Origin of the sequence: Pseudomonas sp. BF-R-24 (assembly GCF_019947335.1) — a bacterium.
Classification (GTDB): Bacteria; Pseudomonadota; Gammaproteobacteria; order Pseudomonadales; family Pseudomonadaceae; genus Aquipseudomonas; species Aquipseudomonas jessenii.
Window position 1 is genome coordinate 216497 of record NZ_JAGYGG010000002.1, and the last position, 22807, is coordinate 239303.

The following is a 22807-nucleotide window of genomic DNA, read 5'->3' on the forward strand; positions in this document are numbered from 1 at the left end:
CGCAGAACCAATGTGGGAGCGGGCTTGCTCGCGAATGCAGGCGACGCGGTCTTAAGCCTGGTGGCTGATCCGCCCATCCACCAGGGTATAACGCACCACACCCGGCAGGCTGTGGCCAATGAACGGGCAGTTTTCGCCCTTGGACAGCCATGTTTCACCGGCCACGGTCGAGGCCGCAGGGTCGAACAGCACGATGTCCGCCGCGCCACCTACCGCCAGTTTGCCTGCCGGCAGGCGCAGGGCCTCTGCAGGGCCGACGCTCAGGCGTTTCAGTAGCGTCGGCAGGTCCAGCAAGCCGTCTTCGACCAGGGTCATTGCCAGTGGCAATAGCAGTTCAACGCTACTGATGCCCGGCTCGGTCGCGCCGAACGGTGCCAGTTTGGCGTCACGCTCATGGGGTTGGTGATGACTGGAGATCGCCGAGATCACGCCCGATTTCACCGCTGCGCGCAGGCCGTCGCGGTCGGCGCGGGTGCGTAGCGGTGGCTGGACGTGATACAGGCTGCTGAAGTCGATCAGGGCTTCGTCGGTCAGGATCAGCTGGTACAGGGCGACATCCGCTGTCACCTTCAGGCCCCGGGCCTGGGCCTGGGCGATCAGCTCTACGCCGCGTGCGCTGGTGAGCTGGCTGAAGTGCGCGCGCACGCCGGTCTGTTCAACCAGCAGCAGATCCCGGGCCAGGGCGACGGTTTCAGCGCTTTCCGGGATGCCCGGCAGGCCAAGGAAGCTGGCGGTCGGGCCTTCGTGAGCCAGGCCGCCCTCGGCCAGGTCGTAATCCTGGGAGTTGAAAATCACCGTCAGGTCGAAAGTCGCTGCGTAGTCCAGCGCGCGGCACAGGGTGCGGGTGTTGCGGAAACTCTCCAGGCCGTTGCCGAAGGCCACGCAACCGGCATCGCGCAATGCTACGAGCTCTGCCAGCTGTTCACCGTCCAGGCCTTTGCTCAGGGCGCCGATCGGGAAGACTTTGGTGTTGCCGGCCTCGCGGGCACGGTCGAGGATCAGTTCGGCCACCGCCGAGGTGTCCAGCACCGGTTTGGTCTTTGGCGGGCAGCACAGGCTGGTCACGCCGCCAGCCGCCGCCGCGCGGGTTTCGCTGACAATCGAGCCTTTGCGGCTGTAACCCGGCTCGCGCAGGGCAACGTTGAGGTCGACCAGGCCGGGAGCGGCCACCAGGCCTTTGGCGTCAATCGTGTCGACGGCGACAAAACCGGCTGGCGCCGCGCCAAGGGCGACGACTTTGCAGGCTTCAATGTGGATATCGGTCACTTGATCCAGGCCGCTGGCCGGATCGATCACGCGGGCGCCGAGAATGCTGAGCTTCACTGGGCTTTCTCCTGCTCGAATTGGCCTTGCTCGAATTGGCGTTGCGCAGTCTGCCCGCTCATGGCCATGGACAGTACCGCCATACGAATGGCGATCCCGTAGGTCACCTGGTTGAGGATCACCGAGTGCGGGCCGTCGGCCACCGCAGACTCGATTTCCACGCCACGGTTGATCGGCCCCGGGTGCATCACGATGGCATCGGGCTTGGCGCCGGCCAGGCGCGCGGTGGTCAGGCCGAACAGGCGGTAGAACTCGCCTTCGCTCGGCAACAGGCCGCCGGTCATGCGTTCACGCTGCAGGCGCAACATGATCACCACGTCGACGTCCTTCAGGCCTTCGGTCATGTCGGTGTAGACCTTCACGCCGTATTGCTCGATGCCGATCGGCAGCAGGGTTTTCGGCGCAATCACGCGAATATCCGGGCAACCCAGGGTTTTCAGGGCCAGCATGTTCGAGCGCGCAACCCGCGAGTGCAGGATGTCGCCGACGATGGCCACCGAAAGGTTTTCGAACCCGCCCTTGTGCCGGCGGATGGTGAGCATGTCGAGCATGCCCTGGGTCGGGTGAGCGTGCCGGCCGTCACCGCCGTTGATGATCGCCACTTGTGGGCAAACATGTTCGGCGATGAAGTGCGCGGCACCCGAATCGCCGTGGCGCACGACGAACATGTCGGCAGCCATGGCTTCCAGGTTGCGCAGGGTGTCGAGCAGGGTTTCGCCCTTGCTTGCCGACGATGTCGACACGTTGAGGGTGATCACGTCCGCCGAGAGGCGCTGGGCCGCCAGTTCGAAGGTGGTACGGGTACGGGTGGAGTTCTCGAAGAACACGTTGCACACGGTCTTGCCGCGCAGCAACGGGACTTTCTTCACGGCCCGGGCGCCGACTTCAAGGAAGGAGTCGGCAGTGTCGAGGATTTCCGTCAACAGTTCGCGGCGCAAACCGTCGAGCGAGAGGAAGTGGCGCAGCTGGCCCTGATCATTGAGCTGCAGCGGGCGCTTGGTTTCTAGAGGCGTCATCGCAAGGGGGACTCTCAATAGGGCGAATTAAAGGGCGAGGTCTTGCAGTTCGAGCGCGAGCTCGGGACCGGACAGCTTTACCCGTTCGTGGGCCGCCAGCGACAGGGTCGCGCCAACCACGTTCGGGCGGATCGGCAGTTCGCCGGCGTCCAGGTCCAGCAGGCACACCAGCGTTACGCTGGCCGGGCGGCCGTAGTCGAACAGTTCGTTCATGGCGGCACGGATGGTCCGGCCGCTCATCAGCACGTCGTCGATCAGCACCAGGTGCTGGCCTTCGATCTCGAACGGCAACGCCGAAGGGCGAACCTGCGGGTGCAGGCCGTTCTGGCTGAAATCGTCGCGGTAGAAGGACACGTCCAGGGTGCCGAGGGGGTCATTGCTGCCCAGCTCCTTGAGCAGAGCCTGGGCCACCCAGACGCCGCCGGTACGGATGCCGATGAAACGCGGGTCGCTGATGCCTCGTTTGGCCAGATAGGCGTCAAGTCGGGTCGCCATCTGGCTGATCAGTTCGGCGGGATTGGGCAGGCTCATGGTTGCTCCTTCTTGGGCCCGAGCCAGCCTGTGCGGGAAGTGGCTCGGGTTGTAGCTAAGAGAGACGCACAGCGGCTCTTCAGGATTCAAACAGTGCGGTGTTTTCGTCGAGCCAGCCTTGCAGCAGCAGGGCGGCGGCGATGGCATCGACCGGGTTGTCGCGGTAACTGCCTTTCTGGCCGCCACGAGCCAGGCGTTCGCCCTTGGCCTCGAAGGTGGTCAGACGTTCATCGTGGGTATAGAAGGGCAGGTTGAAGCGGCCGTTCAGGCGCCGGGCGAACTTTTCCGCGCGGGCGCACATGTCGCTGGGCGTACCGTCCATGTTCAACGGCAGGCCGACCACCACGGCATCGGGTTTCCACTCTTTGATGAGGGCTTCGACCTGGTTCCAGTCAGGAATGCCGTTCTGCGCCTTCAGGGTGCACAGCTCGCGGGCCTGGCCGGTAATCACCTGGCCGACCGCAACGCCGATCTGTTTGGTGCCGTAGTCAAAACCCAGAATCAGCTTCAGGGCCATCAGGCGTGCCCCGCCTGGCTGGTCAGCAGGCTGAGGTTGACGCCCAGGTGTTTGGCGGCCGCTTCCAGACGCAGTTCGCTGCTGGTGTTGAACAGGATGTCCGCGTCGAATGGGCAGTTCAGCCAGGCGTTCTGCGCCAGTTCGGCCTCCAGTTGCCCGGCTTCCCAACCGGCGTAGCCGAGGGCGATCAGGCTTTTTGCCGGGCCGACGCCGTCAGCGATGGCGAACAGCACGTCCTGGGAGGTCGACAGGGCCAACTCGTCTTCCAGATCAACGGTCGCCTGGAAGCTCTGGCCCTTGGGGTGAAGGACGAAACCGCGATCGGTCTGCACCGGGCCACCGATGAAGATCGGTACATGCTGGCAGAGCGCTGGAGGTTCGATTTCCGGGCGCAATTGCTCAAGGATATCGGCCAGGTTCAGATCTTGCGGACGGTTGACCACCAGCCCCATGGCGCCATTGGCCGTGTGCTCGACGATGTAGGTCAAGGTGTGCGCAAAGTTCGGGTCGGCCATGTGCGGCATGGCGATCAGGAATTGATGCTTGAGGTAGCTGGGGCTGACGTTTTTCATGACCGCTAGTGTGGCGTTCGAGGGGCGAACTGACAAGCTGGGGATGCCGCAATTTGGCTGTCGACACGGATCAAATGTGGGAGCGGGCTTGCTCGCGAAGACGTCGTGTCAGTCTACATCTATATTGATTGACCGACCGCATTCGCGAGCAAGCCCGCTCCCACAGGGGGTTTGCTGTGAATCAATTGCTTGAGAGTCTATCCCCTCGGGCAAATTTCCAGGTGCGGATGATCTCCAGCCGGTCAATATCCGACAAGTCCCCGGTAAACGGTGCAAACGGTGCCGCCAGCCGGACGATCCGTTGCGCCGCCTGGTCCAGCAGCGGCTGGCCTGAAGACTCCAGCACCAGCACTTCATACAGCGAGCCATCACGGTTGATCGACACCATCAGGCGCAAGTTGCCATAGATCTGTTTGCGCCGCGCTTCGTCGGGGTAGTTGAGGTTGCCGATGCGCTCGACTTTCTTGCGCCATTCGTCCTTGTACCAGGCGCCCTTGTCGCGCATGGTCGAGGCCGCGCTCAAGCGGTGAATGCGCGGGCGCTTGGCGTACAGCTGTTGTTCGGCGGCCAGTTCCGCTTCCAGGCTGGCGATGTCGCTGGACAGTTGCTCGCTGTCGAAGGTCGGCGCCTGGACCTGGGTTTTTACCTCGGTCTTGGGCTCCTCGGTCTTGGCGGGGGCTTTTTTCGGCTTCGGCGCCACGGTGGTCACGGCAGCCTTGGGCGGGGCTTCCTGCACTTCAGGCTTGGCAGCCGGCGGTGGCGTGACTTTTTGTACCTTGTTGTCCTGGAACGGCGCGACCTCGGTGGTCTTGGGAATCGCCTTTTTATCCAGGGTGCCGCTACCTTGCTGATTCTCCTGGGCCAGGAAATCGGCTTTCTCGGGCTTTTTTTCGCTTTTGAAGGTGGCGAGGGTGATTTCCAGGGTTTTGCTGATCTGCTTGGGCTCGACCACTGCAAACCCGACACCCAACAGCAAGGCCAGGTGGATCAGCGCTGCCAGAAACAGGGTAAAACCGAGGCGATCGACCGGGCGCACGCCACGGTGGGCGAGTTCGGCAGGCAGATCGGACGGGAGTGTCATGACAAGGAAACCAACATCGCGTTTTCACAGGCCGCGCATGATAACGCAATGTTGGTTTGGCTAATCAACGTGCCTTGAGCTTCTGATCGATGGCATCCATCAGCATGCCGCCGATGTCGGTGCCAAACGCGTTATCAATCTCGCGAATGCAGGTCGGGCTGGTGACGTTGATCTCGGTCAGGTGCTCGCCGATCACGTCCAGGCCAACGAACAGCAGGCCTTTTTCACGTAGGGTCGGGCCGACTTGCGCGGCGATCCAGCGGTCCTTGTCGGTCAGCGGGCGGGCTTCGCCACGCCCCCCGGCAGCGAGGTTGCCACGGGTTTCGCCCTGGGCCGGAATCCGCGCCAGGCAATAATCCACAGGCTCGCCATCGATCATCAGGATGCGCTTGTCGCCATCCTTGATCGCCGGCAGGTAGGCCTGGCCCATGATCTGCTGGGCGCCGAGGGCGGTCAGGGTTTCGAGGATAACCGACAGGTTCGGATCGCCCGCGCGGTGACGGAAAATCGACGTGCCGCCCATGCCGTCCAGGGGCTTGAGGATCACATCGCCGTGTTTGGCGGCGAACTCACGCAACACGTCGGCGCGGCGGCTGACCACGGTCGGCGGTGTGCACTGCGGGAACAGCGTGGCGAACAGCTTCTCGTTGCAGTCGCGCAGGCTTTGTGGCTTGTTGACCACCAGCACGCCGGCGCGCTCGGCCTGCTCCAGCAAATAGGTGGAGTAGACGAACTCCAGGTCGAACGGCGGATCCTTGCGCATCAGGATCACGTCCAGATCGCTCAGCAGCGCGTCGCTTTCGGCCCCCAGTTCGAACCATTTTTCCGGGTTGGCAAAAACCTGCAGCGGGCGCATCCGGGCCCGGGCCTGGCCTTCGCCCTGATACAGGTCGCGCTGTTCCATGTAGAACAGCTCCCAGCCACGCTTTTGCGCGGCCAGCAGCATGGCCAGCGAGCTATCCTTTTTATAGGAAATGCTGGCGATAGGGTCCATGACAATCCCGACGCGAACGCTCATGGGTGTTTCCTCGAAATTTGGGGGGCTATGTCGATCTCTGTAGGAGCGAGCTCGCTCGCGATGAACCCGAGAACAACACGCTTATCCAGCCAGCACGCGTTATCGTTGACGGCCATCGCGAGCGAGCTCGCTCCTACAAAAGATCAGCGTATAAAAGTGGCGTCAGAGTGGCGCTGAGTGTGTTCCCGGTCAAGGAAAAACCACCTTGCGGGTCGGCCGATAGATTGGTGTTGGAGACTGTGCTAAAAAGGCTGCCATGTCGTGCCGGCCCTTGAGCACCAAGGGTTTCGAGCCGCGTTAACCGGCAAACGGACAATTTGTTTCGCAAAGGCGACGGTAGAGCATTTTATGGAACAGCACCCCAGCGCCTTGAAGGTCATGGTAATCGACGATTCGAAGACGATCCGTCGCACCGCCGAAACGCTGCTCAAGAACGTGGGTTGTGAGGTCATCACGGCCATCGACGGTTTTGATGCCCTGGCCAAGATTGTCGACAACCATCCCGGCATCATCTTTGTCGACATCATGATGCCGCGCCTGGATGGTTATCAGACCTGCGCCCTGATCAAGAACAACAGCGCATTCAAGTCCACGCCAGTGATTATGCTGTCGTCCAAGGACGGGCTGTTCGACAAGGCCAAGGGGCGCATCGTCGGCTCCGACCAGTTTTTGACCAAGCCTTTCAGCAAGGAAGAATTGCTTGATGCGATCCAGGCCCATGTTCCTGGCTTCGCCGCCGTTTTGCCGCAGTAGGACACGCACAGTGACGCTCGGCCATCGGGCCAGGCGTCGACAAGAATGGGGAAGACCATGGCACGTATTCTGATCGTCGATGATTCGCCGACCGAAATGTACAAACTGACCGGCATGCTGGAAAAGCACGGTCATGAAGTGTTGAAAGCCGAAAACGGCGCCGACGGCGTGGCCCTGGCCCGCCAGGAAAAGCCCGATGCGGTGCTGATGGACATCGTCATGCCAGGCCTCAATGGCTTCCAGGCCACCCGCCAGTTGACCAAGGACCCGGAAACCGGGCACATCCCGGTGATCATCATCACCACCAAGGATCAGGAAACCGACAAAGTCTGGGGCACGCGCCAGGGTGCCAAGGACTACCTGACCAAGCCGGTCGATGAAGACACCCTGATCAAGACCCTGAACAACGTGCTGGCCGGTTGATCGTCAGGCCATGAACGAGTCGCTGACGGCCTTCGAACTGCTGCTGCAAATCGACCAGCGCTGTCGGTTGCTGGCGGCGGACTTGCCGTCCCAGCCGGCCCGGCGGGACAGCTGGAGCGGTATCGGTTTTCGCCTGGGCGAGCACTGGTATGTCGCCCCCATGAGCGAAGTCAGCGAAGTCTTGCATGAGCCGCGCCTCACCCAGCTGCCGGGGGTCAAACCCTGGGTCAAGGGAGTCGCCAACCTGCGCGGGCGTTTGCTGCCGGTCATGGACTTGTGCGGCTTTTTCGGGCACGAGCTTTCGGCGGTGCGCCGACAGCGGCGGGTGTTGGTGGTGGAACATGAAGAGGTGTTCGCCGGGTTGCTGGTCGATGAAGTCTTCGGCCTCCAGCACTTTGCCCAGGACAGCCTGGAGCCGATGCCGGCAGATGAGCTGAAGGGGACGATGGCGGCGTTTGTCAAAGGCCGGTTTCAGCGTGAGCAGTGCTGGCAGGTGTTCAGCCCGTTTGCATTGACGCAGTCTCAGGGGTTCATGAACGTCGCGGTGTGACAGAAACAACAGAGATCCAATGTGGGAGCGGGCTTGCTCGCGAAGGCGGCAGTCCATTCAACATTGATATTGGCTGATCTACCGCTTTCGCGAGCAAGCCCGCTCCCACAGGTTTGCGGGCAAGCCAAAAAGTGGGTTAACAGGCGAGGACCGATGATAAAAGCAAAAGCAGGCAAGCCAATGGAAGGGTCGCGCAGCCGGTCGCAGATTATCGTGCTGTTCATCGCGCTGATCGTCTTCATCATGCTGCTGTTCGCCAACTTCGCGTACCTCAACACCCAGGCTATCTACGACAAGCAGTACATCGGCCACGCTGGCGAACTGCGCGTGCTGTCCCAGCGTATCGCCAAGAACGCCACCGAAGCCGCCGCCGGCAAGGCTGCCGCGTTCAAGTTGCTTAGCGATGCGCGCAACGATTTTGCCCGGCGCTGGGGTTTTCTGAAGAAGGGTGACCCAGCCACAGGCCTGCCGCCGGCCCCCGCCACCGTGCGTCCGGAGATGCGCGCGGTGCAACAGGACTGGGAGCGGCTGCTGAAGAACACCGATGCGATTCTCTCCAGCGAGCAAACCGTTCTGTCGCTGCATCAGGTCGCCGCGACCCTGGCCGAAACCGTGCCGCAGTTGCAGGTCGAGTACGAGAAAGTCGTCGAGACTCTCCTGCAGCGGGGCGCCCCGGCGGCTCAGGTGGCCATGGCTCAGCGCCAATCGCTGCTGGCCGAGCGGATCCTCGGCGCGGTCAACACGGTGTTGGCCGGCGACGAAAATTCACAGCAGGCCGCCGATGCGTTCGGGCGTGACGCAACGCAGTTCGGCAAGGTGCTCAACGGCATGCTCCAGGGCGACCCGGCGCTCAAGGTCAGCCAGGTCGAAGACCGCGACGCCCGTGCGCGACTCGCGGAAATCTCCGAGCTGTTCGAGTTCGTCTCGGGCTCGGTGGACGAGATCCTCGAAACCTCGCCGGAGCTGTTCAAGGTCCGCGAATCGGCCTCGAACATTTTCAGTCTGTCGCAAACCCTGCTCGACGAAGCCTCACACCTGGCCAGCGGTTTTGAAAACATGGTCGGCGGGCGAACCACCGACACCATTGGCGGCTATGTGCTGGGCCTGTTGGCGCTGGCTTCGATCATCCTGATCGGTTTGGTGATGGTGCGCGAAACCAATCGTCAGTTGCGTGAAACCGCCGAGAAAAACGAGCGTAACCAGAACGCGATCATGCGCTTGCTCGACGAGATCGAAGACCTGGCCGACGGCGACCTCACCGTGACGGCCTCGGTAACCGAAGACTTTACCGGCACCATCGCCGACTCGATCAATTACTCCGTCGACCAGTTGCGCGATCTGGTCGCGACCATCAACCTCACCGCCGGCCAGGTGGCCGCCGCCGTGCAGGAAACCCAGGCCACTGCCATGCACCTGGCCCAGGCGTCGGAGCACCAGGCCCAGCAGATTTGCGAAGCGTCGATGGCGATCAACGACATGGCCGAGTCCATCGACCAGGTGTCGGCCAACGCGGCGGAATCTTCGGCGGTTGCCGAACGCTCGGTGGAAATCGCCAACAAGGGCAACGAGGTGGTGCACAACACCATCCACGGCATGGACAACATTCGCGAGCAGATTCAGGACACCGCCAAACGCATCAAGCGCCTGGGCGAGTCTTCTCAGGAAATCGGCGACATTGTCAGCCTGATCGATGACATTGCCGATCAGACCAATATCCTGGCCCTCAACGCGGCCATCCAGGCGTCCATGGCCGGTGACGCCGGTCGCGGTTTCGCCGTGGTCGCCGATGAAGTGCAACGCCTGGCCGAACGCTCATCCGCGGCCACGCGGCAGATTGAAACCCTGGTGCGGGCGATCCAGACCGACACCAACGAAGCGGTCATCTCCATGGAACAGACCACGACCGAGGTGGTGCGCGGCGCCCGTCTGGCGCAGGATGCCGGTGTGGCCCTGGAAGAAATCGAAGGCGTCTCCAAGACTCTTGCGGCGTTGATCCAGAGTATTTCCAATGCGGCGCAACAGCAGACGTCGTCGGCCGGTCAGATTTCCCTGACAATGAACGTGATCCAGCAGATCACCTCGCAGACATCGTCGGGTTCCACCGCTACGGCCGACAGCATCGGCAACCTGGCGAAAATGGCCAGTCAGTTGCGTCGTTCGGTGTCCGGTTTCACCTTGCCGGATGCCAAGGCGCAGGTTGTGGACAAAGCTTGAACCGCCCATGGGTATCTGAATTGTGATTGGAGTGGTTATGGGTGATCGGCACGACTATGTGGCCCTCGAATGGGTCAAGGGCGAGATTGCCGAAACGCTGAAACAGGCTCATCACGCGATTGAAAACCTGCTCGATGACCCGCAGGCGACGCAAGCGCTGGATGCAAGCCTTTCGTGCATCCATCAGGTTCACGGCAGTTTGCAGATGGTCGAGTTCTACGGCGCGGCGTTGCTCGCCGAAGAAATGGAACAGCTGGCCATGGCCTTGCAGGGCAACCGTGTCAGCCATCGCGACGAGGCATTGCACCTGTTGATGCAGGCCCTGGGGCAGTTGCCGATCTACCTGGACCGGGTGCAAGGCGCGCGCCGCGACTTGCCACTGGTGGTGTTGCCACTGATCAACGACCTGCGCAGCGCCCGCGGCGAAAGCCTGCTGTCGGAAACCAGCCTGTTCAGCCCGCAATTGCCCGAGTTGCCAGCGTTGGACGCACAAGCGCTGGCGCAGCTGGAACCGGCCGAACTGCCCGGTGTGCTGCGAAAGCTGCGGCAGATGCTGCAAATGGCGCTGGTCGGTTTTTTGCGCGAACAGGACAACGACACCAACCTCGATTACCTGGCCAAGGTATTCACCCGCCTTGAAGCACTGTGCGACAACGCCCCCCTGAGCCCGTTATGGCAGGTGGCATCGGCGCTGGTCGAAGGCATGCAGGGCGGTGCGATCGCCAATAGCCCGGCCTTGCGCAGCCTGTTCAAGGATGCCGACAAGGAACTCAAGCGCCTGCTCGAACAAGGCATGCCCGGCATCAACCAACCGGCCCCGCCGGAGCTGCTCAAGAGTTTGCTCTTCTATATTGCCAAGGCCGAACATCCCACCGGGCAGATGCTGACCATGAAAGAACGCTACTCACTGGACGACGCGCTGCCCGACAGCGTGATGGTCGATGAAGAACGCGCGCGCCTGGCCGGTCCCGACCGCGACGCCATGCGCTCGGTGCTGGCTGCGCTGTGCGAAGAGCTGGTGCGGGTCAAGGAGCGCCTGGACCTGTTCGTGCGCAGTGACCGCCAGCACACTTCCGACCTCGACAGCCTGCTGGCGCCGCTGCGGCAAATCGCCGACACCCTGGCAGTCCTGGGCTTCGGCCAGCCGCGCAAGGTGATCATCGATCAATTGGCGGTGGTGCTCAGCCTCGCTCAGGGCCAGCGCGAACCCAACGATGCGATCCTCATGGACGTTGCAGGGGCCCTGTTGTACGTCGAAGCGACGCTGGCCGGCATGGTCGGTACCGTGGAGCCGGAGAGCCAGGACGACAACCGCCTGCCCACCACCGACCTGACGCAGATCCATCAGATCGTGATCAAGGAGGCCCGCATCTGTTTGCAGCAGGCCAAGGACATGATCGTCGACTACATCGACGCCGATTGGGACCGCCAGCACTTGCAGGCGTTGCCGGCCTTGCTCACCCAGGTGCGCGGGGCGCTGGCGATGATTCCGTTGAGCCGGGCGGCGAGCCTGGTCGAAACCTGCAATCACTTCATTCGCGAGCACCTGTTGCTCGAGCCTGGTCAACCGGGCTGGCAGGAACTGGACAGCCTGGCCGACGTGATCACCAGCATCGAGTACTATCTCGAACGCCTCGGTGATGACCCGCAAGCTCAAGGCGAAAACCTGCTCGATGTCGCGGAAAAAAGCCTGGCGAACCTCGGTTTTTTCCCCAGTGAGCAGCATGTGCCAGTGCTTGATGATGTGCTCAACCCGACCCAGGCGCAGGTCATGCAGATGATGCAGGAGCTGGAGGATCCACAGGTCGTCCAGACCTTGGCCGATGTGCTCGCCAGTCCGGTTTCGACTCTGAATCCGCCCGCGCTGAACACCCCGGGCAGCCTGCTGCCGCCACCTGCAGGCGAAGAGCCGGTGGACGAAGAACTGCGCGAAGTGTTCCTTGAAGAAACCGACGAAGTCCTGGAAATCCTGCGCGATTACTTGCCGCGCTGGTCCGCCAACCCAGACAACCGCTCGGCCCTGAGTGAGTTGCGCCGCGCCTTCCATACCCTCAAGGGCAGTGGCCGCATGGTGCGCGCCCTGGTGCTGGGCGAGCTGGCCTGGGCCGTGGAAAACCTGCTCAATCGCGTACTGGAGAACAGTGTGGAGCCGGGTGCTACGGTGCAGCAACTGATCGGCGATGTGCTGCATCTGCTGCCGGAGCTGGTGGCTGAATACGCCGCCAATGCCCAGCGTCAGCGCAACGATGTCGATCAGTTGGCCGCCCGCGCCCATGCCTTGGCCAAGGGCGATGAACCGGTGTCCGATGAGGATACGCAAGATGTCGCGGCCCTCGATCCGCTGTTGCTGGAGATCTTTCGCAAAGAGGCCGAAACCCACTTGGGCAGCCTCAATCGATTCCTTGATCAGGCCGCCGAGCATGTGCCGTTGCAGGCCAGCGACGAATTGCAGCGCGCCTTGCACACCCTCAAGGGCAGCGCCTCGATGGCCGGCGTGTTGCCGATTGCCGAACTGGCCGCACCGCTGGATCAACTGGCCCGGGAATACAAGGCGCACCTGATCGCACTGGATCTGGATGAAGTCGAATTGTTACTGGAGGCAGAAGGACTGTTTCGCCTCGGCTTGCGCCAGCTCAAGCGCGATCCGCTGGCGGAAATTCCCGGTGCCCGGGGGTTGACCGAGCGCGCCAGGGCGCAGCTGGCCGAGCGCCTGGAAAACCTCCTGAGCACACCGAACACCGGGTTGCGAATCAAGCGCGACCCGCAACTGATCAACAACTTCCTCGCCCAGGGCATGGACATCCTGCTGGACGCCGAAAGCCTGTTGCAGCGTTGGCAGCAACACCCCGGCGAACGTCAGGAACTCAGCGCGCTGCTGGACGAATTGACCACCCTCGGCGAAGGCGCCCATTTGGCCGACCTGCACCCGGTGGACGAGTTGTGCGAAGCGTTGCTCGACCTGTACGGTGCCGTGGAAGAAAGCAGCCTGGCGGTCAGCGAGCGGTTTTTCCATGAAGCACAGGGTGCCCACGAAGCGCTGATCAACATGCTCGACGAACTGGCCGCCGGGCAGGAAGTCAGCCCGCAGCCGCAACGGATCAGGGCCTTGCGCGAGCTGCTCGACGAGAGCCTTGACCCGTCGGCCATGGGCCTGATCCGCAGCGATGGCAGCCGAAGCCTGAGCATCCGCGAACTGGGTTCTGCCACCGAGGAACTTGAGCGCACGCTACCCCCTGCCCCTGTAGGAGCGAGCTCGCTCGCGATGGACTCAAATGCGCCGCGCTTATCCAATGACAACGCGTCATCGTTAACGCCCATCGCGAGCGAGCTCGCTCCTACAGGAGAGGGGCGCGAACTGGACGATGAAATCGTTGCGATCTTCCTTGAAGAGGCGGTGGATATCCTCGAAAGCGCCGGTCAGGCCTTGCAGCGCTGGTTGCGCGACTCGGACAACGCCGCGCCGCTGTCGTCCCTGCAACGGGATTTGCACACCCTCACAGGCGGTGCACGCATGGCCGGGGTCGGGCCGGTCGGCGATCTGGCCCATGAGCTGGAAAGCCTTTACCAGGGGCTGGTGGACCGTCGTTATGCCTTCAGCGATTCACTGGCGGTGCTGCTCAAACAGAGCCATGAGCGACTGGCGTTGTACCTTGAACAGTTGCAACTCAACCAGCCGCTGGACGATTCCCGTGAGCTGATCGAAGCCATTCGTGCCTACCGTCAAGGGCATGCGGGTGTCGCCGAGGGGACCCGGCAGGCGACCGGCAGCGACGCGGCTGCGCACGATACTGAATTGCTGGAGATCTTCCTCGAGGAAGGTTTCGACATTATCGAAAGCTCCGGGGCGGCGCTTGAGCGCTGGCAGGCCCAGCCTTCGAGTCGTCAGGAGGTGGAAACCCTGCTGCGCGACCTGCACACCCTCAAGGGCGGTGCGCGCATGGTGGAAATCGCCGCGATTGGTGATCTGGCCCATGAACTGGAGTTCCTCTACGAAGGCCTGTCCACCGGCGTGCTGCAACCGACGGAGCCGTTGTTCGCGCTGTTGCAGCGCAGCCATGACCGCCTGGCGCAGATGCTCGATGCGGCCCGCGCCGGTGAGCCGATGCCGCCGGCCGATCGCTTGATCGATGCGATCAAGAACTTCAGCCATCCGGCCGTGCCGGAAACGCCCGCGTCGGTTGCGCCGTCGGCCACGCCCAAGCCCGAGCCGCTGGCGCCGCCGTCCGATGCCGGCGCGGACATGGTCAAGGTCTCGGCGGAGCTGCTCGACGATCTGGTCAACCTGGCCGGTGAAACATCGATCTTCCGTGGCCGAATCGAACAACAGGTCAACGATGCGCACATCGCCCTGAATGAGATGGAGACCACTATCGAGCGGATGCGCGACCAGTTGCGCCGCCTCGATACCGAAACCCAGGGGCGGATCCTCAGCCGCCAGCAAGTCGAGGCCGAACGCCTGGGCTACGAGGAATTCGACCCGCTGGAAATGGACCGCCACTCACAGTTGCAGCAACTGTCCCGGGCATTGTTCGAGTCGGCTTCTGACTTGCTCGACCTCAAGGAAACCCTCGAGCGACGCAATCAGGACACGGAAAACCTCCTGCAACAGCAGGGCCGCATCAACACCGAACTGCAGGAAGGCCTGATGCGTACGCGCATGGTGCCGTTCGAACGCATGCTCCCGCGTTTGCAGCGCATCGTCCGGCAGGTGTCCAGCGAACTGGGCAAGGACGTGGACTTCATCGTCGACAACGCCGAAGGTGAAATGGACCGCAGCGTTCTCGAACGTATGGCCGCGCCGCTGGAACACATGCTGCGCAACGCCGTCGACCATGGCCTGGAGTCCGTTGAAGTGCGGTTGGCGGCGGGGAAGCCGGCCAAGGGGAAAATCACCCTCGATCTGCTGCGCGAAGGCGGCGACATCATTTTCGACATCCGCGACGACGGCGCCGGTGTACCGCTGGACGCGGTGCGGCGCAAGGCGATCAAGCGCGGCCTGCTCGCCCCGGACAGCATCATCAGTGATCACGACGTGTTGCAGTTCATCCTGCAACCGGGGTTTTCCACCGCCGAAAAAATCACCCAGATCTCCGGGCGCGGCGTCGGCATGGACGTGGTGCACGAAGAGGTGCGACAACTGGGCGGCACCATGAGCATCGACTCGGTGCCCGGGCAGGGCGTGCATTTCCGCATTCGCCTGCCGTTTACCGTTTCGGTCAATCGGGCGTTGATGGTGCAGTGCGGTGAGGACCAATACGCGATCCCGCTCAATACCATCGACGGCATCGTTCGCGTTCTGCCCAATGAACTCGAAGGGTATTTCCGCTTCGATTCGCCAACCTACGAATACGCCGGCCAACATTACGAGCTGTGCTATCTGGGTGAGCTGCTGAAAACCAGCCCGCGCCCGAAGCTGTTGGGCCAGAGCCTGCCATTGCCGGTGTTGCTGGTGCAGTGCAACGAACGGCACATCGCGGTGCTGGTGGATGCCATGGCCGGCACTCGCGAAATCGTGGTCAAGAGCCTGGGGCCGCAATTTGCGGCCGTGCAAGGGGTATCCGGGGCGACGATTCTCGGGGACGGCCGGGTGGTGCTGATTCTGGATTTGCTGGCGCCGATCCGCGCCATGCAGGCCCGTGTGCCCCAGCGTCCGGCGGGGCAAGAGGTCGAGGTCGAACCGCATCGGCCGCTGCTGGTGATGGTGGTCGACGACTCGGTCACTGTGCGCAAGGTCACCAGCCGCTTGCTCGAACGCCACGGCATGAGCGTGCTGACCGCCAAGGACGGAGTCGATGCCATGCTGCTGCTGGAAGAGCACATGCCCGACCTGATGCTGCTGGACATCGAGATGCCGCGCATGGATGGCTTCGAAGTCGCGACCCAGGTGCGCAACGACGAACGCCTGCAACACCTGCCGATCATCATGATCACCTCCCGCACCGGACAGAAACACCGCGACCGCGCCATGGCCATTGGCGTCAACGACTACCTTGGCAAGCCGTACCAGGAATCGGTGCTGCTCGAAAGCATCGCCTTGTGGAGCAAGACCCATGCTTGAGCACCGCACCAGCAACCTCACCGGCCTGCTGCTGCCGTTGGCCGACCGCAACCTGATCCTGCCCAACGTCGCCGTTGCCGAGCTGATCGATTACCAGCAGCCGGGGACGTTCGACCTCGACACGCCGCCGTGGTACCTGGGCCTGGTGACATGGCGTGACCGGCAGATTCCGCTGCTGAGTTTCGAGTCGGCATGCGCACAGAAAATCGTCATCGGCGAACGCGCGCGGATCGTCATTCTCAACGCCTTGGGCGGGCGCCCCGAGCTGAAATTCATCGCCCTGCTGGTGCAGGGGATTCCGCGCTCCTGCAAGCTCGATAGCCAGTTGAGTTATGTGGATGTGCCGTTGTGTCCGCTGGAGCAGGCAGCGGTGCAGGTGGGCGAGCAAGTGGCCAAGGTGCCGAACTTGTTGGCACTGGAGGCGTTACTGGTGAATGCAGGATTGATCGACTGATCTGGATTCAGCGGTGATCTGACCGGCCCCTTCGCGGGCAAGCCCGCTCCCACAGGGGGTTGTGGTTGCCTTGGATGCGGGGTAATGCATGGTCATTGTGGGAGCGGGCTTGCCCGCGAAGAGGCCCGCATGAACAACGCAGATCTCGATCATTAACTTGAGCGTAACGATCCACCACTCTGCTTGATTGATACCCCCAACCAACACTCCTAAGGTGACCCCCACGACAGCGAACCCGTGGAGTGGTCATGACAACAACAATATCCCCCGACTCGCGATGGACGCGGCGGCGCAGCGAAAAGCAGCGGCGCCTCGAGCTGGTGCGAGGTCTTGCCGACGGTGTGGTGTTGCCCACCGACAACATCGTCGCGGCGCTTGAAGCGCTGATTCTGCCCGGCGACCGCGTGGTGCTCGAAGGCAACAACCAGAAGCAGGCGGATTTCCTTTCGCGCTCCCTGGCCAAGGCCGACCCCGCGAAGCTGCATGACCTGCACATGATCATGCCCAGCGTCGGACGCTCCGAGCACCTGGATCTGTTCGAACGGGGCATCGCCCGCAAACTCGACTTCTCTTTCGCCGGCACCCAGAGCCTGCGCATCAGCCAGTTGCTTGAAGACGGCCTGCTGGAAGTCGGCGCGATCCACACCTACATCGAACTTTACGCACGGCTGGTGGTGGACCTGATTCCCAACGTCGTGTTGTCGGCCGGGTTCATGGCCGACCGCGCCGGCAACATCTACACCGGGCCGAGCACCGAAGACACCCCGGCGCTGATCGAGCCGGCGGCCTTCAGCGACGGCATCGTCATCGTCCAGGTCAACCAGTTGGTGGACGACGTCAGCGACCTGCCGCGCGTCGACATCCCCGCCTCCTGGGTCGACTTCGTGGTGGTGGCCGACAAGCCGTTCTATATCGAACCGCTGTTCACCCGCGACCCTCGGCACATCAAGCCTGTGCACGTGCTGATGGCGATGATGGCGATTCGCGGGATCTACGAAAAACACAATGTGCAGTCGCTCAACCACGGCATCGGTTTCAACACCGCTGCCATCGAATTGATCCTGCCGACCTACGGCGAATCCCTCGGCCTCAAAGGCAAGATCTGCCGCAACTGGACGCTCAACCCGCACCCGACGCTGATCCCGGCGATTGAAAGTGGTTGGGTCGAAAGCGTGCATTGCTTTGGCACCGAGTTGGGGATGGAGAACTACATTGCGGCGCGGCCGGATGTGTTCTTTACCGGGCGCGACGGCTCCCTGCGTTCCAACCGGATGTTCAGCCAGCTGGCCGGGCAATACGCCGTGGACCTGTTCATCGGCGCGACTTTGCAGGTCGATGGCGATGGTCATTCTTCCACCGTCACCCGCGGGCGCCTGGCCGGTTTCGGCGGCGCACCGAACATGGGCCACGACCCACGCGGTCGTCGCCATGGCACGCCGGCCTGGCTCGACATGCGCAATACCGATGTGGCAGAGCCGATGCTCGAACGCGGCAAGAAACTTGTGGTGCAGATGGTCGAGACCTTCCAGGAGGGCGGCAAACCGACCTTCGTCGAAACCCTCGATGCGGTGGATGTGGCGAAGAAAAGCGGCATGCCACTGGCGCCGATCATGGTCTACGGCGACGACGTCACCCACTTGTTGACCGAAGAAGGCATCGCCTACCTGTACAAGGCGCGCTCACTGGAAGAACGCCAGGCGATGATCGCCGCCGTCGCCGGGGTGACCGCCATCGGCCTGCGCCACAACCCCAAAGACACCGCGCGCATGCGCCGCGAAGGCCTGATCGCCTTGCCCGAAGACCTCGGCATCCGCCGCACCGACGCCACCCGCGAACTGCTCGCGGCGAAAAGCGTGGCCGATCTGGTTGAGTGGTCCGGTGGCCTCTACAACCCGCCCGCCAAGTTCAGGAGCTGGTAATGCACGCACTTAACCTGCAACCAAAAAGCCTGAGCCTGGCCGAACGGCTGGCGGACCTGGCAGTGGATGCGTTGATCGACGAGGCTGATCTGTCGCCGAAACCGGCACTGGTCGACCGTCGCGGCAATGGCGCCCACACCGATTTGCACCTGGGGCTGATGCACGCCTCGGCGCTGTCCTTGTGGCCGGCCTTTAAAGAAATGGCGGAAGTCGCCATCGAGTTCGGCGAGATCGGCTTGCCCCTGCGCGAAGCCGTGGGCCGCATCGGTCGCGAAGGTGAGCAAGCCATGCTCGACACCACCGGCGGGGTGAACACCCATCGCGGGGCGATCTGGGCCTTGGGGTTGCTGATCACTGCCGCTGCACTGGAACCTCAATCCTGCAACGCCAATAGCGTGGCGTTACGGGCGGCGCGGCTGGCCCTGCTCGACGACCGTTTTGCGCCACATCCGCTCAGTCACGGTGCGCAAGTCGCCCAACGCTACGGCGCTCGCGGCGCCCGTGAAGAAGCGCAACTGGGTTTTCCGGCGGTGACCCAACGTGCACTGCCACAACTGCTGCGCAGCCGCGCCGCCGGTCATGGCGAGCAGAACGCCCGGCTCGATGCGCTGTTGGCGATCATGACGAGTCTGGCCGACACCTGCGTGCTTTACCGCGCCGGTGAAGAAGGGCTGCACACCATGCAACTGGGCGCCCGGGCGGTGCTCGATGCGGGCGGCAGCGCCAGCCTCGGCGGACGTCGCCGCCTGCATGAGCTGGACCAACAACTCATCGCGTTGAATGCCTCGCCCGGTGGCGCTGCCGACCTGCTCGCAGCCTGCCTGTTCATCGACCGTATCGCGTCTGGCGACGGCCTTATCCAGGGAGTGTTTTGATGGAAACCTTATCCTTTGAATTCCCCGCCGGGCAGCCGCCACGCGGTCGCACCCTGGTGGGTTGTGTCGGCTCTGGCGATCTGGAAGTGCTGATCGAACCGGGTCAGGCCGGCAAGTTGACGATCAATGTGCAGACCTCGGTCAACGGCAGCGAACAACGCTGGCGGCATCTGTTTGCACGGATGTTCGACGGCCAGACGCCCCCGGCCATGGATATCGATATCCACGATTTCGGCGCGACGCCGGGCGTGGTGCGCCTGCGTCTGGAGCAAGGCTTCGAGGAGATCGGCCATGACTGACAGCGCATCTTTGCTCAACAAGCACAGCTTCGTCGAACTCGGTGCCCGGCAACGGGCCAAGGCCCTGCTCGATGCCGGCACCTTCCGCGAACTGCTCGACCCCTTTCAACGGATCATGTCGCCGTGGCTGTCGCGCCAGGGCGTAGTGCCGCAAGCCGACGACGGCGTGGTGATCGCCAAGGGCAATCTCGATGGTTTGCCGGTGGTGATCGCGGCCATCGAAGGCGCGTTCCAGGGCGGCAGCCTCGGTGAAGTCGGCGGAGCAAAAATTGCCGGCGCGCTGGAACTGGCCGCCGAAGACAACCGCAACGGTATCCCGACCCGCGCCGTGCTGCTGCTGGAAACCGGCGGCGTGCGCTTGCAGGAAGCCAACCTCGGCCTGGCGGCAATTGCCGACATCCACGCGGCGATTGTCGATTTGCAGCAGTACCAACCCGTGGTCGGTGTGGTGGCGGGCAGCGTCGGTTGCTTTGGCGGCATGTCGATTGCCGCCGGGTTGTGCAGCTATCTGTTGGTGACCCAGGAAGCGCGACTCGGCCTGAACGGCCCGCAGGTGATCGAACAGGAAGCCGGACTCGAGGAGTACGACTCCCGCGACCGGCCTTTCATCTGGAGCCTGACCGGTGGCGAGCAACGCTTCGCCAGTGGTCTGGTGGATCGCTATGTTGCCGACGACGTGGCGCAGATCCGCCAGCAGGTGGGTGAGTTACTCCAGCAAGGATTGCCAGCGCAACCGCGTAGCCAACAGGCCGGGTTGTTCCTGCAACGGTTGGCGCGTCTGGATGCCGAACCGCAAATCGAGCCGTCCGTGGTTCGCGATCTGTACCAAGGAGAACGCCCATGAGTTCGTATTCCCTGCGAGGCTTGAACTGGTTCAACGCCTTGAGCGTCGGAGCGAAAGCGGTCGAGGGTTTACCGGCTTCGCTGAAGGTCGCGGACGCCGTGCTGGGCGATCAGCCTGTGCGTTTCCTCGCGGTGGTGGCCGACCCGGAAAACCGTTTCGTCCGTGCACGTAACGGCGAAGTGGGTTTGCTCGAAGGCTGGGGCCTGGCCAAGGCCGTGGATGAAGTCATCGCCACCGATCAAAACAAGGCACGCAAGCGCGCTCTGATCGCCATCGTCGACGTGCCGAGCCAGGCTTACGGTCGACGGGAGGAAGCCCTCGGCATTCATCAGGCGCTGGCCGCTGCGGCGGGCAGTTATGCCCGTGCCCGTCTGGCCGGTCATGCGGTGATCGGTTTGCTGGTGGGCAAGGCGATGTCGGGCGCGTTTCTGGCCCACGGCTATCAGGCCAATCGCTTGATCGCCCTGCGCGATCCGGGAGTGATGGTGCACGCCATGGGCAAGGCGTCGGCCGCGCGGGTGACCTTGCGCAGCGTCGAAGAGCTCGAAGCCTTGGCTGCCAGCGTGCCGCCGATGGCCTATGACATCGACAGCTATGCCAGCCTCGGGTTGCTGTGGGAAACCTTGGCGGTGGAGAAGATCGAGCAGCCGACGGCGGCGGATCTGGCGCGGGTGACCGAGTGCCTGCATCAGGCGATTGACGATGTGGCCGCCGCTGGCCGTGATCTGAGCGGTCGGCTGGGTGCGGCCAATCGGGCGGCGTCGAGCAAGGTTCGTCAATTGCTGAGAGCGCAGTGGTGAGCACGCTACTGGCACACGACCTGCTGTGGGGCATGACCCCGCAGCAGCTGCCGGCGGATGCGCCTGCGTGGGTGATCGAGTCGATCAGTGCCGGCCAGCCGGTGGTGGTCCGTCGCGCCTTGAGCGCGGCGGGGCAGGTGGCCGTGGGCGTGCGCGGACCGTTGCGCGAACAGCGATTTGCCGCGGTGATGGAAGTCGCCGCCATCACCCGGCGGGTGCAGCCGGAAGAGCTGTGCCATGTTCAAGGCCGGCGCGATTTCCCGGCGCTGCGTGCCTTGGCGCAACTGCGCTCGCACCTCGATGGCAGTGGCTGGGTCTGGGGTGTCAGCGGCAGCGCCGGGTTCGAGTTGGCCAGTGGGTTTGCCGCTTTGCACGAGGGCAGCGACCTCGACCTGATCCTGCGTACGCCACGTCCGTTGAGTCGTGTCGACGCCCAGGCGTTGGTGGCCGTTCTTGATACAGCCGTATGCCGCGTGGACCTGCAACTGCAGACACCGTCGGGCGCCGTTGCCTTGCGCGAATGGGCCGGTGCTTCGTCGCGAGTCCTGCTGAAAAATGCCATTCAAGCCACCCTGGTGACTGATCCGTGGAATCCACAGGAGCAAGCAGCATGAGCAGCTTGCTGGTGTTCCCCGGCCAGGGTGCACAACAACCCGGAATGCTGGCGCGTTTACCTCGGGAAACGTTGAACGAGGCGAGCGACCTGCTCGGTGAAGATGTGACGCAGCTGGATTCTGCCGAGGCGTTGCAGTCGACGAGGGCAGTTCAGCTTTGCCTGCTGATCGCCGGCGTCGCTGCTTCACGCCAGTTGGGCATGGCGCCGGACTACGTGGCCGGCCTGTCGATCGGCGCTTACCCGGCAGCGGTGGTGGCTGGCGCCTTGGGTTTCAGCGATGCGCTGCATCTGGTCAGCCTGCGCGGTGAGCTGATGCAGCAGGCTTATCCACAGGGCTACGGCATGACCGCGATCATCGGTCTGGACCTGGCCACGGTGGAAGGATTATTGGCCCGGGTGCACAGCGCAGAAATGCCGGTTTATCTGGCCAATATCAACGCCGATAACCAGGTGGTGATTGCCGGTAGCGACGCGGCGATGAAAGCGGTGGCCGGGTTGGCGAAAGGTTGCGGAGCGGGCTTGGCCAAGCGTCTGGCAGTGAGCGTGCCGTCCCACTGCCCATTGCTTGAGGCGCCCGCGCAACGGTTGGCCGAAGCCTTCGCCAAGGTGCCGCTGCACACCCCGAAGATGGGCTACCTGAGCGGCAGTCGCGCGCGTCCGCTGATCAAGCCTGAAGCTTTGCGTGACGACCTGGCCTTCAATATGTGCCGCATCGTCGATTGGCGCGGCACGGTACAAAGCGCCTACGAGCGCGGTGTACGTCTACAGATCGAACTGCCGCCCGGTGCGGTGCTGACCGGACTGGCGCGCCGGGTGTTCGAGCAGGGCACCGTGATTGCCTTCGACGGTGCACGGCTCGACACCTTGCAGGCGCTGATGCGTGAGGAGGGAAGCCGCCACCCTTAGATCATCTGACTTAAGGCTTCGCACAACAAAAACAACAT

The 22807-nt window shown here is 63.0% G+C and carries 20 protein-coding genes; 13 read left to right on the forward strand and 7 right to left on the reverse strand.

Annotation, left to right across the window (positions count from 1 at the left end; all coding sequences use genetic code 11):
* Positions 1-51 precede the first annotated feature (51 nt).
* The 7 genes from KGA98_RS02585 to gshB all read right to left on the reverse strand — a co-directional run bounded on the left by KGA98_RS02585 (position 52) and on the right by gshB (position 6058).
* The gene (locus KGA98_RS02585; RefSeq protein WP_223500832.1) at positions 52-1323 is read right to left on the reverse strand and encodes a dihydroorotase; all 1272 of its coding nucleotides are present in this window, start codon (positions 1321-1323) and stop codon (positions 52-54) included.
* On the reverse strand, positions 1320-2339 hold the full coding sequence (locus tag KGA98_RS02590; protein ID WP_046039254.1) for an aspartate carbamoyltransferase catalytic subunit: 1020 nt from the start codon (positions 2337-2339) through the stop codon (positions 1320-1322). Before KGA98_RS02590 ends, KGA98_RS02585 begins: the two co-directional genes overlap by 4 nt.
* A 27-nt stretch (positions 2340-2366) precedes the next feature.
* On the reverse strand, positions 2367-2870 hold the full coding sequence (gene pyrR / locus KGA98_RS02595; protein WP_057712921.1) for a bifunctional pyr operon transcriptional regulator/uracil phosphoribosyltransferase PyrR: 504 nt from the start codon (positions 2868-2870) through the stop codon (positions 2367-2369).
* A gap of 79 nt (positions 2871-2949) precedes the next feature.
* Positions 2950-3387 (reverse strand): Holliday junction resolvase RuvX, encoded by a 438-nt coding sequence (ruvX, locus tag KGA98_RS02600; RefSeq protein WP_056726497.1) that lies wholly within the window; start codon positions 3385-3387, stop codon positions 2950-2952.
* The gene (locus tag KGA98_RS02605; RefSeq protein WP_057712922.1) at positions 3387-3959 is read right to left on the reverse strand and encodes a YqgE/AlgH family protein; all 573 of its coding nucleotides are present in this window, start codon (positions 3957-3959) and stop codon (positions 3387-3389) included. Before KGA98_RS02605 ends, ruvX begins: the two co-directional genes overlap by 1 nt.
* Before the next feature lie 181 nt (positions 3960-4140).
* Positions 4141-5040 (reverse strand): energy transducer TonB, encoded by a 900-nt coding sequence (locus KGA98_RS02610; RefSeq protein ID WP_057712923.1) that lies wholly within the window; start codon positions 5038-5040, stop codon positions 4141-4143.
* A 64-nt stretch (positions 5041-5104) separates the two neighbouring features.
* Positions 5105-6058 (reverse strand): glutathione synthase, encoded by a 954-nt coding sequence (gene gshB, locus KGA98_RS02615; protein WP_150814825.1) that lies wholly within the window; start codon positions 6056-6058, stop codon positions 5105-5107.
* A gap of 348 nt (positions 6059-6406) precedes the next feature.
* On the opposite strand from gshB, the gene pilG reads away from it, so the two are divergent.
* The 13 genes from pilG to mdcH all read left to right on the forward strand — a co-directional run bounded on the left by pilG (position 6407) and on the right by mdcH (position 22769).
* Entirely contained in the window at positions 6407-6811 is a 405-nt protein-coding gene (gene pilG / locus KGA98_RS02620; protein ID WP_090451937.1) for a twitching motility response regulator PilG, read from the forward strand.
* Between the two features lie 57 nt (positions 6812-6868).
* On the forward strand, positions 6869-7234 hold the full coding sequence (pilH, locus tag KGA98_RS02625) for a twitching motility response regulator PilH (RefSeq protein ID WP_007897961.1): 366 nt from the start codon (positions 6869-6871) through the stop codon (positions 7232-7234).
* 10 nt (positions 7235-7244) lie between these two features.
* Positions 7245-7784 carry a chemotaxis protein CheW gene (locus tag KGA98_RS02630; RefSeq protein WP_223500842.1) on the forward strand — a complete coding sequence of 180 codons (540 nt, stop codon included), beginning with the start codon at positions 7245-7247 and terminating at the stop codon, positions 7782-7784.
* A gap of 153 nt (positions 7785-7937) precedes the next feature.
* Entirely contained in the window at positions 7938-9998 is a 2061-nt protein-coding gene (locus KGA98_RS02635) for a methyl-accepting chemotaxis protein (protein ID WP_411736653.1), read from the forward strand.
* Positions 9999-10035: 37 nt separating this feature from the next.
* A complete protein-coding gene (locus KGA98_RS02640) occupies positions 10036-16056 on the forward strand; it encodes an Hpt domain-containing protein (RefSeq protein ID WP_223500849.1) in 6021 nt (2006 codons plus the stop codon).
* Positions 16049-16510, forward strand: coding sequence for a chemotaxis protein CheW (locus tag KGA98_RS02645; protein WP_223500856.1), 462 nt, complete (start codon positions 16049-16051; stop codon positions 16508-16510). The genes KGA98_RS02640 and KGA98_RS02645 overlap by 8 nt, the downstream gene beginning before the upstream one ends.
* Before the next feature lie 248 nt (positions 16511-16758).
* The gene (mdcA, locus tag KGA98_RS02650) at positions 16759-18429 is read left to right on the forward strand and encodes a malonate decarboxylase subunit alpha (protein ID WP_008001151.1); all 1671 of its coding nucleotides are present in this window, start codon (positions 16759-16761) and stop codon (positions 18427-18429) included.
* Positions 18429-19304 (forward strand): triphosphoribosyl-dephospho-CoA synthase, encoded by an 876-nt coding sequence (locus KGA98_RS02655; RefSeq protein ID WP_223500861.1) that lies wholly within the window; start codon positions 18429-18431, stop codon positions 19302-19304. Before mdcA ends, KGA98_RS02655 begins: the two co-directional genes overlap by 1 nt.
* Positions 19304-19603 carry a malonate decarboxylase subunit delta gene (locus KGA98_RS02660; protein WP_057712932.1) on the forward strand — a complete coding sequence of 100 codons (300 nt, stop codon included), beginning with the start codon at positions 19304-19306 and terminating at the stop codon, positions 19601-19603. The genes KGA98_RS02655 and KGA98_RS02660 overlap by 1 nt, the downstream gene beginning before the upstream one ends.
* Entirely contained in the window at positions 19596-20447 is an 852-nt protein-coding gene (locus KGA98_RS02665; protein WP_057712933.1) for a biotin-independent malonate decarboxylase subunit beta, read from the forward strand. The genes KGA98_RS02660 and KGA98_RS02665 overlap by 8 nt, the downstream gene beginning before the upstream one ends.
* The gene (mdcE, locus tag KGA98_RS02670) at positions 20444-21247 is read left to right on the forward strand and encodes a biotin-independent malonate decarboxylase subunit gamma (RefSeq protein ID WP_223500871.1); all 804 of its coding nucleotides are present in this window, start codon (positions 20444-20446) and stop codon (positions 21245-21247) included. The genes KGA98_RS02665 and mdcE overlap by 4 nt, the downstream gene beginning before the upstream one ends.
* On the forward strand, positions 21241-21861 hold the full coding sequence (locus tag KGA98_RS02675) for a malonate decarboxylase holo-ACP synthase (RefSeq protein WP_223500874.1): 621 nt from the start codon (positions 21241-21243) through the stop codon (positions 21859-21861). Before mdcE ends, KGA98_RS02675 begins: the two co-directional genes overlap by 7 nt.
* Positions 21858-22769 (forward strand): malonate decarboxylase subunit epsilon, encoded by a 912-nt coding sequence (mdcH, locus tag KGA98_RS02680; protein WP_150815078.1) that lies wholly within the window; start codon positions 21858-21860, stop codon positions 22767-22769. Before KGA98_RS02675 ends, mdcH begins: the two co-directional genes overlap by 4 nt.
* Positions 22770-22807: the final 38 nt, after the last annotated feature.

Bases quoted from the DNA above. Each gene is read 5' to 3' on its own strand.
- KGA98_RS02590 (WP_046039254.1), bottom strand. From the start codon at position 2,339: ATGACGCCTCTAGAAACCAAGCGCCCGCTGCAGCTCAATGATCAGGGC.
- pyrR (WP_057712921.1), bottom strand. From the start codon at position 2,870: ATGAGCCTGCCCAATCCCGCCGAACTGATCAGCCAGATGGCGACCCGA.
- ruvX (WP_056726497.1), bottom strand. From the start codon at position 3,387: ATGGCCCTGAAGCTGATTCTGGGTTTTGACTACGGCACCAAACAGATC.
- KGA98_RS02605 (WP_057712922.1), bottom strand. From the start codon at position 3,959: ATGAAAAACGTCAGCCCCAGCTACCTCAAGCATCAATTCCTGATCGCC.
- KGA98_RS02610 (WP_057712923.1), bottom strand. From the start codon at position 5,040: ATGACACTCCCGTCCGATCTGCCTGCCGAACTCGCCCACCGTGGCGTG.
- gshB (WP_150814825.1), bottom strand. From the start codon at position 6,058: ATGAGCGTTCGCGTCGGGATTGTCATGGACCCTATCGCCAGCATTTCC.
- pilG (WP_090451937.1), top strand. From the start codon at position 6,407: ATGGAACAGCACCCCAGCGCCTTGAAGGTCATGGTAATCGACGATTCG.
- pilH (WP_007897961.1), top strand. From the start codon at position 6,869: ATGGCACGTATTCTGATCGTCGATGATTCGCCGACCGAAATGTACAAA.
- KGA98_RS02630 (WP_223500842.1), top strand. From the start codon at position 7,245: ATGAACGAGTCGCTGACGGCCTTCGAACTGCTGCTGCAAATCGACCAG.
- KGA98_RS02635 (WP_411736653.1), top strand. From the start codon at position 7,938: ATGATAAAAGCAAAAGCAGGCAAGCCAATGGAAGGGTCGCGCAGCCGG.
- KGA98_RS02640 (WP_223500849.1), top strand. From the start codon at position 10,036: ATGGGTGATCGGCACGACTATGTGGCCCTCGAATGGGTCAAGGGCGAG.
- KGA98_RS02645 (WP_223500856.1), top strand. From the start codon at position 16,049: ATGCTTGAGCACCGCACCAGCAACCTCACCGGCCTGCTGCTGCCGTTG.
- mdcA (WP_008001151.1), top strand. From the start codon at position 16,759: ATGACAACAACAATATCCCCCGACTCGCGATGGACGCGGCGGCGCAGC.
- KGA98_RS02655 (WP_223500861.1), top strand. From the start codon at position 18,429: ATGCACGCACTTAACCTGCAACCAAAAAGCCTGAGCCTGGCCGAACGG.
- KGA98_RS02660 (WP_057712932.1), top strand. From the start codon at position 19,304: ATGGAAACCTTATCCTTTGAATTCCCCGCCGGGCAGCCGCCACGCGGT.
- KGA98_RS02665 (WP_057712933.1), top strand. From the start codon at position 19,596: ATGACTGACAGCGCATCTTTGCTCAACAAGCACAGCTTCGTCGAACTC.
- mdcE (WP_223500871.1), top strand. From the start codon at position 20,444: ATGAGTTCGTATTCCCTGCGAGGCTTGAACTGGTTCAACGCCTTGAGC.
- mdcH (WP_150815078.1), top strand. From the start codon at position 21,858: ATGAGCAGCTTGCTGGTGTTCCCCGGCCAGGGTGCACAACAACCCGGA.